Below are 16,799 nucleotides of genomic sequence, written 5' to 3'. Positions count from 1 at the left end.
CATAAAACCCTTGATGAAGTAAGTGACTTTATTACACTTGAACTTAGCAACCTCACAGAACAAAGCATAAAAAAAACATGTGGATTTGGGTATGTTTTTTCAAATATAAATTGGACTAATTAATATTTATAATTGGTATTAGATTTGCGCCAATGAAGGATTTTTCCTCTGTTTTTTTTGCCGTTTTTTATGTGGGAATTGGTTTTTCCTTTTCACAAAGCCGGATCGTTATTAGTGACGATGCCTATATGGTTGTGAGTAACAGCGCTTGCGTTGTGCTCGAAAATAGTTCAACCAATGCGCTCTCTACAGCGGGAACAGGAGGAAATATTATATCCGAGGCTGAATCGAACAGAATAAAATGGAATATCGGAACCAGTACCGGCACTTACACCATTCCTTTTACAAAATCGGCAGGTAATAAAATACCCCTTATTTTTGATATCACATCGGCAGGTGTTGGTTCTGGAAATGTTGTGTTCTCTACCTATGCAGGACCGGATTGGGATAATTTAACCTATAAACCGGGAGATGTAGCCAATATGATCGCGGTGTGCTGCGCGAACAATTCGGCCAATGTTATTGACCGGTTCTGGATCATTGATACGGCGGGATATACGACCAACCCAACTGCAACTATAACTTTCACATACCTGGATGGCGAATGGAGTGCTGCGGGTAATTCCATTACCGAATCTGCATTATTTGCACAACGTTATAATACCGGTATTCCCGGCTGGGCAGATTGGTACGGCTCTTTTTTAACGGCCAACACCGGTTCCAATACGGTATCAAGCGGCAGCGTTACCCCTTCTAATTTATTCAGGTCTTGGACGCTGGTAGATCAGGATTCGCCATTACCAATTGAATTGCTACATTTTAATGTGACTTGCAAAGGCGGCGATGAACTGTCTTTTACATGGTCTACCGCAAGTGAAACAAATAATAGCTATTTTACTTTGGAGGGTCGGGATGATGCGAAAGGATGGATCAATATGGGTCAGGTTGCCGGAGCCGGAAATTCAACTTCATTAATTAAATACAATAAAACCGTAAAAAATAAATATGCCTGTAAATACTTCCGTCTTAAGCAAACAGATTTTGATGGGAAATATGAGTATTCAACAATTGTTGCGAAAAATTGTGATCGTGATGGTTTCACAGGAACGGGAAATGGAACATTATTGACTTTTCCAAACCCATCTAACGCCGGAGAGAGTATATATGTTCAGTTATCTGGTCTGGTCAGTAAAGCACAGGTACTTGTAGTTTTAATGGATGTAATTGGTCAAACTGTTTATTCCAAAGTAACTTTAAGTGATTCTAGTGGTGGTGTGCTTGAAGCGGTTGATCATACACTTCAGCTTGCTCCGGGAGTGTATACGGTTATTGGTTTAACGCAGAATGCAATTTATAATAAGAAAATTATTATCAGATAAAGTAAACAGAAAAGAATTAACTGACAATAGAATGAAGAAGCATTGCGCACATATATTTAGCATAGTTGCTTTTTTGTATGCTACTGCGCTGAATTCCTTCGGACAAAATGTTGGCATAAATGCCACGGGTGCTGAAGCGGATACTTCCGCTGGTCTCGATGTTAATTTCACAAATAAAGGATTACTCATACCACGCATTGCTTTGATCGCAACAGGTGATGCTGCAACAATCACAAGACCAGCAACCGGTTTAATGGTTTACAACCCCGGGACAGGCGGGCTTGCCCCGGCGGGTTATTACTATAATGCGGGTACGAAAGCAGCTCCTAACTGGACTAACTTTATTGCCAATAACTGGAAAATTACAGGTAACTCAGGCATGGTTGATGGTACTAATTTTATTGGTCCTACTGATAGTGTCGCATTTAATTTTAGGGTTAAAAATATTAAATCAGGATTAATAGATCCGGCAGGGGCAACTTTTTTTGGATACAAAGCGGGGCTTGTGAATAATGATATAACCAATACGGGTGTAGGTTATATGGCCCTTTATTCGGTAACTGATGGTGCAGGCAATGGAGGGGCCAATACTGCGATTGGCTATCAGGCACTTTATCTGAACACGGCTAAAAATAATACTGCCGTTGGATACCTGGCTTTACGTGCAAATACCACCGGACAGTATAATACAGCGGCCGGGCCGGCAGCACCCAGGCGTAGTACAGTGGGGAGCTACAATACAGCTTCCGGTCCTTCTGCATTAACCAGGAATACAACCGCGAATTATAATACCGCAGTAGGGGTTCAGGCCCTTACTAATGACACTTCGGGAAGCGGAAACACCGCTGTCGGATATCTTTCTCTCCCGGCTCATAGAAATGGAAACTACAATACCGCCGATGGATACCAAACACTTAACGCGACAACCACAGGATCGGAAAATACCGCTTTTGGATTTTTTGCTCTTAAGGTGAATACTACAGGAAGCTATAATACTGCTATAGGAAGGGAAGCAGATGTTACGGTCAACAATCTGACAAAGGCAACTGCTATCGGATATAAAGCTAAAGTTCCATCCAGTAGTAGCTTTGTGATCGGGGGCAAAGGCGCTGATTCTGTTTTGGTAGGAATTGGGCTCACTACTCCTAAAAATTCTTTGACCGTTTCAGGAAGTATAGCTGGAAAATACAGGGAAGGAAACACAGTAACGATGGATGCGGCAGATTTTTTTGTCAACCTTACAGCTGCGGGTGGTTCAACTTTGCCCACTGCGGTAAGTGTTACTGCGGGGACACATGTAATTATCCGAAACTCAACGGCTGCTGCAATTACACTGAGTGCATCAGGGACGGATACAATGTGTAATATTGGTGTAGGTTGCGCTCAAACAAGTGTTAGTATACCGGCATATAGTGTTGTACATTATACTTCGGATGGAACGAGTGTTTGGATGGGGTGGTAATATTATTATCGCGGGATAGTGTACATTTTTTGTGAAATAGAAAAATGGAAAGTAAAGTATCAGGATTTAAGAAAATTGCAAATGTTGAATTGATAATGCAATAGAGAATGAAAATTTGCGGCACATCTGTATTACTTGTTTTTGTGCTTTGCTTTATATCTGTATCAGATCATAAGGCTCAAAGTGTTGGCATTAACAGCATCGGTGTGGTGGCAGATTCTTCAGCAGGTCTTGATATTGATTTTACGAACAAGTCTTTACTTATTCCCCGGGTTGCTTTAGTTAGGTCCACTGATGCAGCTACCATTACTAGACCTGCTACAGGTTTGTTAATTTACAATACAGGTACAGGGGGGCTTAGCCATACCGGCTTTTTAAATAATACCGGTACAAAGGCAAGTCCTCGTTGGGGCGTCATTTCAAATAGCTGGTCAGCAACAGGTAATCCTGGCACTCTTAGCGGAACTAATTTTATTGGCACAACAGACAGTGTTGTACTTAATTTTAAAGTAAACAATTTCAGAGGTGCAACATTAGATACCACAGGTAATACATTTTTTGGGTACAAGGCCGGACATAAGGATAGTTCGAGTACGCAGAGTCCTACAATTGGGATCGGCCATAAAGCGCTTTATTCACCAAAGTTCGGCAATATGGTGGCGATTGGCTATTTTTCACTTTCTTGTACTATTCCATTGTTTGGTATTACAGCTGTCGGGTATCGCACGCTTACCTGTAATCATAGGGAAAACGCTACCGCTATTGGTGCGGACGCGCTTTTCAATAGTACAGATGGAAATTATAATACCGCTATAGGAGCCGAAGCAATGTATGGCAATACGCTTGGATTTTATAATACAGCAGTTGGATACAGGGCACTATATACACAAACAACAAACCAGGGATTAGATAATGCCAGTGGCGCTTTCGCGCTTTATTCAGCTAATGGGACTGGCTTAAACAATACTGCTGAAGGGTTCAGGGCTTTATATACGAATACAAGCGGGACATATAATACAGCCTTTGGAGATAGTGCCCTTTTTACAAACTTAACCGGGTCAAATAATACCTGTATTGGACAGGGAGCTGATGTAACAGCTAACAATTTTAGTAATGCAAATGCTATTGGTTACAATGCGAAAGTAAGTTGCAGTAATTGTTTAGCATTGGGTGGTACCGGTGCTGATGCGGTGAATGTTGGTGTAGGTGTTACAACTCCACTGAGTACGCTGACAGTTTCTGGAAGTATTGCAGGAAGATACAGTGCAGGAAATACAGTAACGATGACAGTAAGGGATTGCTTTATAAAGCTGACAGGAGCCGGCGCTTCAACACTTCCGGCTGCAAGTACTGTTGCCTCGGGGACAATGGTCATAGTTTCAAACACAACCGCTGCGGCCATTACATTAAACCGTTCCGGAACTGATACAATGTGTAATATTGGTGTTGGGTGTGCGCAAACCAGTGTAAGTATCCCTGCATATACTGCTGTAAGGTATACTTCAGATGGGATTTCGGTATGGAATGGATGGTAATAGTTTGTAAAAAAAGCATTTTGAATAAAAGAGATGTAAACAGAATAGTGAAATTTTGATCGGATAATTTTAATTTGAATAGAGATATACATACACGAACAATGGTGAAAACAATTTACATTCATTTGTTTTTTGTATTTGCAATTTGTTGTGTGCTAGGATCAGGTATGCTGGCACAGAATATTGGTATCAATGCTACCGGTGCGGCAACCGATAGCTCTGCCGGTCTTGATATTGATTTCACCAACAAAGGCCTGCTTATTACTCAGGTGGCATTGACAGCCACAGGCGATGCAACTACAATACCAAGGCCGGCAACCGGCTTGTTAATATATAATCTGGGCACAGGCGGACTTTCGCCGGCAGGGTATTATTATAATTCGGGAACAAAAGCCGCTCCGGCCTGGATCGACTTTTCTACAAACAATTGGAAAACAACAGGTAATTCAGGCACAAGTAAAACAACGAACTTTATCGGTACTACCGATAGTATCGCATTGGATTTTAAGGTAAATAATTTTAAAGCAGGACGAATAGATCCTGCAGGTGCAACATTTTTGGGATATAAAGCAGGGTTTGATAACAATGATCGAACCAATACAGGTGTTGGATATAAGGCCCTGTATTCTGTAACAGATCCTGATGTTGGAGGTTTACCCGGAAACGGAGGGGCCAATACCGCAGTGGGTTATAAGGCCCTTTATTCCAACCTTTCAAAATACAACACAGCATTTGGCTATCTCGCCCTTTATTCAAATACCACCGGATCTTATAATACAGCTGTTGGAGACAATGCTCTTTATACAAATACAATTGGAAGTTATAATACAGCAGTAGGATCTTCCGCATTATTCTCAAATGTTGGTGGAAACTATAATACGGCAAACGGTGCCAGGGCGCTGCAATCTAATATGTCCGGAGATGGAAATACTGCAACAGGCTATTATGCGCTTTTTGGCAATACAATAGGAAGTTATAATACAGCATGTGGAGATTCTGCACTTTTTTCGAATACTACCGGATCAAAAAATACAGCTTTTGGTTATAGGGCACTTCGTACAAATGGTACAGGCTCATATAATATCGCAATTGGAGCGAATGCTGATGTAACTGCAAGCAATCTTAATAAATCTACGGCGATCGGATATAATGCAAAAGTAGGATGCAGCAATTGTCTCGTATTGGGAGGTACGGGTGCGGATGCTATAAAAGTTGGAATAGGTACTACCACGCTTCGCAGCACCCTGTCGGTTGCAGGTGGTATAGCAGGTAAATACAGGGAAGGGAACACAATAACAATGACCTCAACAGATCTGTTCATTAAACTTACGGGAGCCGGTGGCTCAACACTTCCTGCTGCAAACAGCATCGCGGCGGGAACAGTTGTAATAATTACCAATACCACAGCCTCGGCAATTACGTTAAGTTCATCAGGCGCTGATACAATGTGTAAAAATGGTTTCGCATGCGGTTCAACAAATGTTAGTATTGCAGCATATACCGCTGTGAGCTATGTTTCTGATGGTACTTCGGTTTGGTATGGCTGGTAGTATTTGTAGTATAAAGTAGGGAATAAGCCCGTTTATTTCAAAAAGCCAGAAAAGAGGGATAAATAAGTAAATTTGATCATTACATTTGAGACTTATGGTTCGATTATTTTTGGCCTCACCGTATATAGTTCATTCAATATTCTTTTTTGTTTTTTTTAATATTTTCATAGGTGGATTCTCTCAAACATATATGGGCATTCCTTCCTGGGTTAAAATTGAAAATCTTAAGGAAACAGGAGTTGATCCCAAAAGTATAAAGGAAGGATATTATTACGTTTTAATCGATGAGCAATTTAATACGGTTTTAAAGCATGATTTTTATCACTATGCTACTAAGGCCGTTTCAGAAATAGGGCTTGACTTTACCTCTCAGATTGAAATAGAATTTGATCCTTCATATCAAAAAGTACAAATACATTACATTCGAATTTATAGAGGGGGCAACATTATTGATCGGACAAATTCATCTGGTTTGAAATTATTGAAGGAGGAGACAGAGCGTAGAAACGGTATTATAAATGAAAACAACACGCTTTATGCAAATTTAAGTGACATCAGAAAGGGCGATATCGTAGAATATGCCTATTCTGTTGTTGGACGTAATAATATCTTCAATAATTACTTCAGTTATAATTTTGGTTTTGCATATTCTGTTCCGGTTGGAAGGATATGCAGATACTTACTAATTGATAAAACCACACAACTTTCAATACTAAATAAGAATTGTGAGCTTAAACCGGAAATTGCCGAAGCGAAATATATAACATATTCGTGGAGCGTCATCAATTCTTCAATAATTAAGTTAGAGGATAACACGCCTTCCTGGTTTGACCCTTACCCATGCGTTCAAATCTCAAATTGCAAAGATTGGCGGGAAGTTAAGCAATGGTATAAATCACTTTTTACAATAAAAAAATATGATGACACTAAACTGAAAATAATAATTGATTCTGTAAAAAAGCAATATCACGGAAATATCGACGAGCAAATTTCTTCATTAGTTGATTTTACTCAGAACCATATTCGGTATTTAGGAAATACTGCCGGAATTTATTCCCATCAACCTCATCAGCCCGATTATGTAATAGAAAACAGGTATGGCGACTGTAAAGATAAGTCACTTTTTCTATGTGAATTACTGAAACAGATTGATATTAAATCGTTCCCTGTACTTCTTAATACTGAAAAAACGAAAAGTGTAAGAACAGACAATCCATCCTTGCGTGAATTTAACCATTGTATTCTGGCAATTGAATTTGAAGACAGGTTGTATTTTATTGATCCCACTTACTCTTTTCAACGGGGAAATTTTAAAAATAAAAAGATTTCTAATTATACGACAGGTTTTATATTAAATAATAATGAAAATGGATTTATTGAAATTCCATCAGATACAACAAGTAAAATAGTTATTTCAGAAAATTTTGATATAAATAGTGAGAGTAAAGATGCAATCCTTACTGTTAAATCGACTTATACTGGTATCGAGGCCGATAAAGTCCGATATACTTTGGCAAATAATTCTCTTGTCGATATACAGGAAAACTACCGCACTTTTTATCTTAAGTATTGTGCTCAAGTCAATGTTTTGGATACACTTATTGCCAGTGACAGTGAATCTATAGATGAAATCATCGTGTCGGAACGCTATCTGCTTAAAAAATTTTGGTCAAAGAATGATTCTTCAAGTACAAAGATTCAAAAGGACTTTATGCCATATATTTTAAATGAAAGAATATTATACGTGTCAGATAATATAAGAAAGCAACCACTTGCAATATCTTATCCTGTAAATATTATTCAAACTATAAATATTAACAAGGCAGAAGGCTGGAGTATCGAAAGTAAAACCATTCAGGATGATAATAAATTTTTTCATTATTTCTATAAAGCAACTGTAAATGGCAGTTTACTTAGTCTCAATTATAAATACCTCTCAAAGATTAGCGATATTAACCCAGAAGATTATACTGAGTATAAATCAAAAGTTGATTTTGTTAATACAAATATTGTAATGTCGGTTTCTGCAAATGATGTCAATGCAAAAGTGTATGGATTTAACTGGTTGCTTATGCTCACAAGTTTAGTTTCGATAATTTTCTCATCGATTTTATGCTATCAATTATATAAGAGGCCGTATGTAAGTAAATTTGAAAAAAAATATGATCAAATTGGGGGGTGGTTGGTTTTGGTTGGATTGGGAATTATATTCACTCCAATCGTTCTTTCGTATGAAGTAGTTAAATTATATTCAGATGAAATAAGTATTAATTATTTCTATTTCTTTTTTGATAAATCTTCAGAGTATTATCAGCCTTTGAAAGGATACTATGTTATTGTTGAAAATCTTGGCAATATGTTTTTGATAGTTGCCAGCATACTTATAATAGTTCTTTTTTTTAAGAAAAAAAGTTCCTTTCGTGTTTATTACAGCGGATATAGAATATTCAATCTTGCTTTTTTGATAATTGATCTTATTTTAATCTATGGATTTGTAGATACTCCTGTGAGTGCAGAGGACAAGATTTTAATAAACACTGAAATGGCCTCAGTCGCGAAAATGTTTGTGCAGACATGTATCTGGGTGCCGTATATTTTATTCTCAGATAGAAGCAGACATACGTTTGTGAATGGTCATAATGAATTGAATATCCCGCACAAATAAGTTTAATCGTTATTGTATTTCTGTTAATTTTTTTCTAATTCTTGAACAACTGCCCAACCACCTTTTCCAGTTCCGCTTTTTTGCGTGTTCCCAATAAGATCTTTTCGCCATTTTTTAATTCCAACTGCAGACCAATATTTCCTGAAACATTATAGGCTCTTCCATTTTTGCCAAACATGCCTCTTATTCCCCATCCTCCGTATTCTAAAACAGGTTTGTATTTTCTTACGTAAGCAGAGCTGATTTCCGACCAAAGTATTGTTCGTTTCTTCAGGTGAAATGGGGAAAAACGATAAGTTATACCTGAACTGTTGTATTCCGTTTCAAGAAAGGGTATAAAAACGATTAGTAAAAGTAAAGCTATAGTAACGGAAAGATTCAGGATGGTGCTGACAAATGAATTCTTCAGTATTTCAGGATCATTGAATAGTGTTATACAAGTCATAGCTAAAATCAATGGAAATATAATCCAGATGATCTTGTTTTCGTAAAATCTTTGTTTCTCAGTCATTGCCTATTGTTTAACAAGCTTTCCGGTTAACACTTTGTTATGCAGCTCAACCCTAACAAAATAAACTCCTGCGGGAAATGCATTTGTATCAATACGAATGCTAACCTGAATGGATACATTTTGCAGACTGCCAGATAACAGTCACCTCACCATTCGAATATTTTTTTGGTAACACTGTGCATGGGCAGATCAGTTTAATGTTTGCTCTTCTTTACGAAGCTGAGTGTCAAGGATAAATGTGCCAAAAGGGAGTAGAGCTGCCACAAATGCAATAAACAAACGTTTGAACGGCCATTTGAACGCCAGCCATACTCTTATAAGTGCTATAATATAAAGCACAAATAGCACTCCGTGTATCCAGCCTGTAACTTTTACTGCCTGCGGTAAATGGGCTATATATTTCAATGGCATTGCGATAAGCAATAGTACAAGGAATGATGTTCCTTCCGCAAGTCCTGTCATTCGCAGCTTTCCGATGGGGGTGTTTGAGAAATTAAATTTCATTTTGTTCAACTTTATGATTATTTGTTGTCTATTGTTTTAAGGTAAAGGTCTTCCACTTTTTTACGAGCCCAGGGTGTCGTACGTAAAAACTTTAAGCTCGATTTTATGCCGGGATTCTCCTTAAAGCAATTAATGTTAATAAATGTGCATTCAGGATCATCTCCAGCGTTTTGCCGTGTAGCGGGTTGTTTGGCTGTGTTCCGTTCATTACAGAGCGCTACGAAGCTTATGTGACAATTTATTCAACAGAACCTCTGTTTTACAAGCTTTCAAATGATGAATGTCGCCCAACGAATAAGCGTAGTAGTATAAGGCTAATGCTAGATTCATGCATTATGCATTAACAGCAGATGCTTTTGGCGCCGCAGCCATAATTTCCTTATTGGCAGCACTGGCATATTGTTCAAAGTTTTTTATAAAGGCTGCTGCAAGGCTTGCTGCTTTGGTGTCGTATGAATCTTTATTTTTCCAGGTATTGCGCGGATTTAGAATTTCGGCAGGAACTTCAGGACAAGAAGTTGGCATGCTCAGACCAAATACGGGAAGTGTTTCATACTTTACTTTGTCGAGTGCGCCTTTCATAGCTGCGGTGATAATGGCACGTGTATATGTGAGTTTTGTGCGTGTACCTACTCCGTAAGGTCCGCCTGTCCAGCCGGTATTAATGAGCCAGACATTCACTTTATGGTCTTTTAATTTTTTTCCAAGTAACTCGGCATATTTAGTAGGATGCAATGGTAAAAAGGCTTTGCCAAAGCAAGCAGAAAAGGTGAGAGTTGGTTCTGTGACCCCGACCTCAGTACCGGCGACTTTGGCGGTATAGCCCGAAATAAAGTGATACATAGCCTGACCGGGAGTAAGTTTAGATATTGGGGGTAATACACCGTAAGCATCACAGGTTAAAAAGAAAATATTTTTTGGTATTCCGCCAACCGAAGGCTCCACTGCATTTTCAATAAAATGAATAGGATAGGCGGCGCGTGTGTTTTCGGTTTTTGAGATATTGTGGTAATCAACAGTATTGGTGTCGCCTGTAAATTCAGTATTTTCAAGGAGTGCGCCGAATTTTATGGCGTTAAATATCTCAGGTTCTTTTTCACGGCTAAGACCAACGCATTTAGCATAGCATCCACCTTCAAAGTTGAAGATCGATTTGTCGGCCCATCCATGTTCGTCATCACCTATAAGTCCGCGATGAGGGTCGGCTGAAAGAGTTGTTTTGCCTGTGCCCGAAAGCCCGAAGAAGAGCGCTGTATCACCATCTTTGCCTATATTGGCCGAAGAGTGCATTGGAAATACTCCTTTTTCATGCGGCAGGGTGAAATTCAAAAGCGTAAAAATTCCTTTTTTGATCTCGCCGGTATAAGCGCTTCCGCCGATAAGGATTATTTTACGTGTAAAATTCATTATGGTGAAGTTATGCTGGCGTGTACCATCAATTTCTGGGCTCGCTTTAAAACCCGGTGCCTGGATGATGGTCCAATCTGATTTAAATTTGAGTATTTCTGCACGTGATGGACGCAGGAACAGGTTGTTGGCAAACAAATTAGCCCATGCCGATTCTGTAACAACACGGATATTGAGTCGGTATTTAGGATCGGCGCAGGCATAGCAATCACGCACATACACTTCTTTTCCGCTCAGGTAGGCAGTAACGCGATTGTATAATCTGTCAAACTTATCGGCATCAAACTTAAAATTCACATCACCCCACCAAATAGTGTCTTTGGTGATCTTATCTTCAACTATGAATTTATCTTTTGGCGAACGTCCGGTGAATTCTCCCGTATCAACAGCCAAAGCTCCAGTATCTGTGAGACTTCCCTCACCGCTTAATAGTGTTTCTTCAACCATTTCGGAAACATTTAAATTCCAGTAGGCACCGGACACATTTCCTAATCCAAGGCTTGCAACGGTTGCGTCTTTAGCTTTTAATCCAAATTCGTTCATCGGTATCAGATTTTGGTTAATACTTCTTTGATAATTTAAAGCGCAAATTTACTAAAACGGGGTTGGTTGGGCTGTTTTTTTATCCTGAAACGCTTTACTTTTTATGAACAGAATTCGATTTTTTGGAAAAGTTACAAGTCGCAATTTTTCAGTTAGTTGTACTTTTTCTTTGAAGGACCTGTTGATAACTTTATTTTTGAAAGAGGTATATATGTAAGTTATTTTTATTTATAAATAATTAATTTTCAGTAATTTACAATAAATTAACTAATGTTTAGTTTAAGTATATCAAATGTGAATAAAGTCTCAACCGTTTGATCTCAATTCAAGGCTTTTCAATTCATAAATCCCCGTATACTTTTTCTGGGCATACTCCATAAAATAGTTGAAGTTCAGTTTTTCTCCGGTAATATTTATGCATAACTCTTCCGCGGTAAAGAATCTTCCGTGTCTGTGTACTTTATCGCGCAGCCAGGTAAGCAGGGGCAATGTGTTTCCATTTTCAATTTCCTTTTCCAATCCGGGTAAGTCTTTTACCGCCTGTGCATAAAACTGAGCCGCATAAAAACTTCCCAAAGAATAGGTGGGAAAATAGCCAAAGCTGCCATGGCTCCAGTGTACGTCCTGCAATACGCCATGTGCATCATTGGGAACATCCAGTCCGAGGTATTCTTTGTATTTGCTGTTCCAGTATTCAGGAAGCTGATTCACCTGGATAGATCCCTGAATAAGAGCTTTTTCTATCTCAAAGCGTATCATAATATGCGTATGGTATGTCAGTTCATCTGCGTTGGTACGGATAAGCGATGGTTTTACCTGGTTCATTGCTTTGTAAAACGACGTGACAGAGATATCTTTCAGGTTTTCAGGAAACAGTTTTTGCAACTCAGGGTATTGCGCTTTCCAATAAGTCAGTCCACGGCCCACATTGTTTTCCCAAAGTCGTGATTGAGATTCATGGATACCCAGGGAGATGGTCTCCCCGCATGGTAGTCCGTAATTTTCGGAAGACAAGCCCTGTTCGTAGAGTGCATGACCACCCTCGTGAATGCAGCTCCATAGCATTTCATTAAAGTTGTTCTCATCAATACGCGTGGTTACCCGAACATCCTGTGGGCCAAAATTTGTGGTAAATGGGTGAGAGGACAGATCCTGCCTGCCCGCCTCAAAATCATAGCCCATTTGTTTCAATGTATCTAAGCCATAGTGCCATTGCTTTTCCTTATCATAATGCTTATACATGAAGCTGCTATTGTTCTGTGGAGCGTCGGCAATTTGTTTAATGAATGGAACGAGCTGTTTACGGACATCAGCAAATAATGTATCAATGTCTTTGGTGGTTGTACCGGGCTCATATTGATCGATCTGTGCGTCATAAGGATGATCTTTATAACCGTAGATTTCACATTCTTTACGTTTCAATTCAACCAGCTTTTCCAGTTTAGGCGCGAATAGTTTGAAATTGCTTTCCTTTTTGGCTGTTTGCCAGGCCTGGAAAGCTTCTGAGATAGCATGACTGAGCGTTTCGACAAATTCAGTCGTAAATTTTTTACGGTCAGTATAATCCTTTAGGGAGCGTTTAATATTGAGTTTTTCCAGCTCAGAAAGAGAGGCGTCCGACTTCAGGTCATTCAGCAATTTGCCAAGTTCCCCGCTGGTGGATCGTTCATGTGAGATACCTGCAAGTGTTGCAGACTGCTGTGCACGGTGTTCCGCACCTTTAGGCGGCATCATTACTTCCTGGTCCCAGCCAAGCACAGCATTTGCAAAATTCACATCAGCCGTTTTGCGAAGTAAAGCGCGGTATTGTTCGTATTTAGAGTTCATGATTCTTTTTTAAAAATGAAAATGAGAAAAATAACCAACCTGTTATAAACGAAAGTCCCCCAAACGGTGTAATAGCGCCAACCCAGCGCATTCCTTCTATCCCGATAAGTGACCGTGTTGAAAGGAAGTACAATGAGCCTGAAAACAAAACAATTCCCGCAATGAATAAATTACCCGACCAGCGTAAAAATTTAGCTGGATTGCTTTGCATAAGCAGTGCCACAGCGATCAGTCCAAATGTGTGATACACCTGGTATTGTACAGCCTTTTCATAGGTCTGTAAAAGTTCGGGTGCGATGACCGCTTTTAACGCATGGGCACCCATAGCTCCAAGTGCCACAGACAAAGCTCCGGAGATTCCTGCAATAATTAAAAAACGATTATACATTCAATTAATTTTTGAGTAAGGATTTCTATTTCTAAATTTAACAATTATTAAAACGCAGGGACATTTTTTATGAAATAGCCATATACCTTCGGCATACCAATGGACATGAATATGGCGTATTCCATCTGACAATCAGAGATTTAATAAAAACACATACAGATGAAAAACATTTTGATTATAGGTGCGGGTCGTTCCGCTTCATCGCTCATCCGTTATTTACTTGAGCATTCTTCCAGGGAAACCTGGAAGATAACAGTTGCTGATGTTTCATTAGAGTTAGCTCTGCAAAAAACCAACCGCCACGCAAATGCAAGAGCAATTGCTTTTGATGTAAACAATCAAATACAACGTGAGGCAGAAGTCAAACTTGCCGATGTGGTGGTTTCCATGCTTCCTGCATCCATGCATTTACTTGCCGCGAAAGATTGTTTGCAATTCGGGAAGCATCTTATCACAGCCAGTTATGTTTCAAAAGATATCGCGGCGCTTGATGCTGATGCGAAGAAAAAAGGAGTATTGTTTTTAAATGAAATGGGCCTTGATCCGGGCATTGACCATATGAGCGCCATGCAGATCATCGATCGGATAAAAACATCAGATGGAGAGTTAACAGCGTTCAGGTCATATTGCGGAGGGCTTGTTGCGCCCGAGAGTAATGATAATCCCTGGGGTTATAAATTTACCTGGAACCCACGTAATGTAGTGCTGGCAGGGCAGGGTACCGCTCAGTATATTGAGGATGGTCAATATAAGTATATTCCATATAACAGATTGTTTACACAGGTCGAAAATATAAGTGTTGAAGGGTATGGCGAATTTGACGCGTATGCCAACCGTGATTCTTTATCATACCGCCAGCTCTATGGTTTGGAGAGCATACCAACAATGTTGAGAGGTACATTGCGTATGAAGGGATATTGTAAGGCCTGGAATGCATTTGTGCAGCTTGGTTTAACGGATGATACCTGTAAAATTGCTGATAGTAATAAAATGACCTACGCGCAACTTGTAGAAGCTTATCTTCCGAAGGGAAAAGGAAGTATAGTTCACCGGCTTTCGTCATTTTTAAATGAAACTGAAGGATCCGAATTAATTAAAAAGATAGAATGGTTGGGTATTCTTGAAAATGAAAAAATTAAAATAAGCAATTCATCACCTGCCGAAATACTGCAGGAGCTGCTGGAACGGAAGTGGAAACTAAAGGAAAATGATAAGGACATGATCGTGATGCAGCACAAGTTTAATTATAAATTGAATGGTAAGGAAAAAAAGATAACATCATCATTAGTTGTAAAGGGACACGACCAGGTTTATACTGCCATGGCTCAAACGGTGGGATTGCCAATGGCTATTGCGGTAAAGTTGCTTTTGAACGGTGAACTGAAGGGCAGGGGAGTGCTTATTCCAACCGCCAGGGAAATATATGAGCCGGTATTAAAAGAGCTGGAAGAATTGGGAATTAAGTTTATTGAAAAGCAGGGATAACAATTGTTCTCTGAATGCGTTGATCTAAAACGCCAGGTAATAGTCTTTAGTCAGCTCCTTATATTCATCGGTGTAGGAGTGATGCTCTTCATGTTCAATAGTGATCGAGGCCTCCGAAAAACTTTTGCGTTTTCTTTCAAACCTCATCAGGTAACGTTTTTCATGTTTATCAACCCGTGGTCGTACCCGCATAAGTTTGGTGAGGTATAATTCTTTACTTTCAGCAATGTCCCTGAAAAATTCTCCTTCTTTAGAAGGAAGTATAAGTGAAAAGATCCCGTCATCCGTTAATAGTTTCAACACCCCGTCAAGCAGCTCATCAAATTCCAGCATATCGGTATGGCGGGCATAAGTGCGGGCTTCTTCAGGCGTTTTTGTTGAGTCAACAAAATAAGGGGGATTGCTCACGATCAGATCGTATTTTTTTTGTGAGGCCGACGAAAAATTCTGGAAAGCCGCGTGATGAACATGGATCCTGTCCTTCCAGGGGCATGCTTTTACATTCTCAATAGCCTGTTTAAAAGCACTTTCATCAATATCTACAGCATCGATCGTCCCATTCGATTTTTGAGCAAGCATAATGGCTATTACACCTGTGCCAGTACCGATGTCAAGAATATTTACTGATTGAGATGCATTAACCCATGCGCCAAGCAAAACAGCGTCTGTGCCCACCTTCATGGCACAATTGTTTTGTTTAATCGTAAATTGTTTAAAGGCAAAGGTTGAATGCGGCATAAAAAATCACTGCTTTACAGTGCTTGCGCGAAACGGTTGAATACCAACAGTATTAAAGATAATGAAAAATTTGTTTCTAATATGCACGGAACTATAGTTTTTCCAATGCTTTTAAGATCATTTTTCCCCTGGCTCTTATGCCCGCAGAGCCATTTGGCATCATATTTTCGATAATCAACTTAATTTCATTCTTTAAGCCGGGTTCTTTTTTCGCGATATTTAATAAAACGGTCATGCTGAATACCCTAACTGCAATCGCTTCTTTTACATCCGAAAGATAACCAAAGCATATATTTGTCAATAATCCCAGCAGATGTTTGGGAATATCAATGTATTGTAAAAGCCGCATTGTATTCCGTTTTATGGAATTATGTAGTCCCGTTTGTTTAAGATTTTTAACGAATTTATTTAAATGAGGTTTTGCCAAGCTCGGGTTAGATTCCACGCAATAACTCACAGCCCATGCCGCTCTTTGTGCGATCAAGGGTTCTTTTCCTAAAAAGAGATTCACTAATCGTGCGAAGCGGACGTTGTTGTTGCCCACATAATTCACGATCTGTGAGGTTTGTTTTTTGGAATGTTCGTCAAGTATTTTTTCTTTTAAGTTCATTTTTATCTGTTCGGTGAAATTATGAGAGACTGTTTAAATTTCATCTGTATATAATTTAGTTAAGCATTGATATTCAATTTTTTAAGAACAGGTTAAGAGCGTAAATTTTCATCTTCGTACTCCCACACACAATTG

At 39.3% G+C, this 16,799-nt stretch carries 15 protein-coding genes; 6 read left to right on the top strand and 9 right to left on the bottom strand.

Annotated features, from left to right (window positions below):
• Window positions 1–152: 152 nt before the first annotated feature.
• The 5 genes from HYU69_01395 (at window position 153) to HYU69_01375 (ending at window position 8,651) form a co-directional block, all read left to right on the top strand.
• A complete protein-coding gene (locus HYU69_01395) occupies window positions 153–1,439 on the top strand; it encodes a T9SS type A sorting domain-containing protein (GenBank protein ID MBI2268991.1) in 1,287 nt (428 codons plus the stop codon).
• A gap of 31 nt (window positions 1,440–1,470) precedes the next feature.
• A complete protein-coding gene (locus tag HYU69_01390; protein MBI2268990.1) occupies window positions 1,471–2,901 on the top strand; it encodes a hypothetical protein in 1,431 nt (476 codons plus the stop codon).
• A 107-nt stretch (window positions 2,902–3,008) separates the two neighbouring features.
• The gene (locus HYU69_01385; GenBank protein ID MBI2268989.1) at window positions 3,009–4,436 is read left to right on the top strand and encodes a hypothetical protein; all 1,428 of its coding nucleotides are present in this window, start codon (window positions 3,009–3,011) and stop codon (window positions 4,434–4,436) included.
• 101 nt (window positions 4,437–4,537) lie between these two features.
• Complete coding sequence (locus HYU69_01380; protein MBI2268988.1) at window positions 4,538–5,986, top strand: hypothetical protein; 1,449 nt, start codon at window positions 4,538–4,540, stop codon at window positions 5,984–5,986.
• Between the two features lie 94 nt (window positions 5,987–6,080).
• Window positions 6,081–8,651 carry a DUF3857 domain-containing protein gene (locus HYU69_01375; protein ID MBI2268987.1) on the top strand — a complete coding sequence of 857 codons (2,571 nt, stop codon included), beginning with the start codon at window positions 6,081–6,083 and terminating at the stop codon, window positions 8,649–8,651.
• 34 nt (window positions 8,652–8,685) lie between these two features.
• On the opposite strand, the gene HYU69_01370 is transcribed toward HYU69_01375, so the two are convergent.
• From HYU69_01370 to HYU69_01340, 7 genes are all read right to left on the bottom strand, one after another.
• Window positions 8,686–9,162, bottom strand: coding sequence for a hypothetical protein (locus tag HYU69_01370; protein ID MBI2268986.1), 477 nt, complete (start codon window positions 9,160–9,162; stop codon window positions 8,686–8,688).
• Window positions 9,163–9,165: 3 nt separating this feature from the next.
• A complete protein-coding gene (locus HYU69_01365) occupies window positions 9,166–9,303 on the bottom strand; it encodes a T9SS type A sorting domain-containing protein (GenBank protein ID MBI2268985.1) in 138 nt (45 codons plus the stop codon).
• A 48-nt stretch (window positions 9,304–9,351) separates the two neighbouring features.
• Complete coding sequence (locus tag HYU69_01360) at window positions 9,352–9,666, bottom strand: DUF3817 domain-containing protein (GenBank protein ID MBI2268984.1); 315 nt, start codon at window positions 9,664–9,666, stop codon at window positions 9,352–9,354.
• A gap of 17 nt (window positions 9,667–9,683) precedes the next feature.
• A complete protein-coding gene (locus HYU69_01355) occupies window positions 9,684–9,806 on the bottom strand; it encodes a VF530 family DNA-binding protein (GenBank protein MBI2268983.1) in 123 nt (40 codons plus the stop codon).
• A 193-nt stretch (window positions 9,807–9,999) separates the two neighbouring features.
• The gene (gene pckA, locus HYU69_01350; GenBank protein MBI2268982.1) at window positions 10,000–11,616 is read right to left on the bottom strand and encodes a phosphoenolpyruvate carboxykinase (ATP); all 1,617 of its coding nucleotides are present in this window, start codon (window positions 11,614–11,616) and stop codon (window positions 10,000–10,002) included.
• Window positions 11,617–11,922: 306 nt separating this feature from the next.
• Window positions 11,923–13,443, bottom strand: coding sequence for a carboxypeptidase M32 (locus tag HYU69_01345; protein ID MBI2268981.1), 1,521 nt, complete (start codon window positions 13,441–13,443; stop codon window positions 11,923–11,925).
• Window positions 13,433–13,831 carry a DUF423 domain-containing protein gene (locus HYU69_01340; protein ID MBI2268980.1) on the bottom strand — a complete coding sequence of 133 codons (399 nt, stop codon included), beginning with the start codon at window positions 13,829–13,831 and terminating at the stop codon, window positions 13,433–13,435. The genes HYU69_01345 and HYU69_01340 overlap by 11 nt, the downstream gene beginning before the upstream one ends.
• A gap of 159 nt (window positions 13,832–13,990) precedes the next feature.
• Here HYU69_01340 and HYU69_01335 point away from each other — a divergent pair, with 159 nt between their 5' ends.
• Window positions 13,991–15,316 (top strand): saccharopine dehydrogenase NADP-binding domain-containing protein, encoded by a 1,326-nt coding sequence (locus tag HYU69_01335; GenBank protein MBI2268979.1) that lies wholly within the window; start codon window positions 13,991–13,993, stop codon window positions 15,314–15,316.
• A gap of 24 nt (window positions 15,317–15,340) precedes the next feature.
• On the opposite strand, the gene HYU69_01330 is transcribed toward HYU69_01335, so the two are convergent.
• Together HYU69_01330 and HYU69_01325 are read right to left on the bottom strand one after the other, a co-directional pair.
• The gene (locus tag HYU69_01330; protein ID MBI2268978.1) at window positions 15,341–15,997 is read right to left on the bottom strand and encodes a methyltransferase; all 657 of its coding nucleotides are present in this window, start codon (window positions 15,995–15,997) and stop codon (window positions 15,341–15,343) included.
• A gap of 148 nt (window positions 15,998–16,145) precedes the next feature.
• On the bottom strand, window positions 16,146–16,664 hold the full coding sequence (locus HYU69_01325) for a hypothetical protein (protein ID MBI2268977.1): 519 nt from the start codon (window positions 16,662–16,664) through the stop codon (window positions 16,146–16,148).
• Window positions 16,665–16,799: the final 135 nt, after the last annotated feature.

Source organism: Bacteroidota bacterium (assembly GCA_016183775.1).
Lineage (GTDB): Bacteria > Bacteroidota > Bacteroidia > JABDFU01 > JABDFU01 > JABDFU01.
Note: the sequence above shows the minus strand (reverse complement) of the source record. Positions and strands in the feature narration are given on the sequence as shown.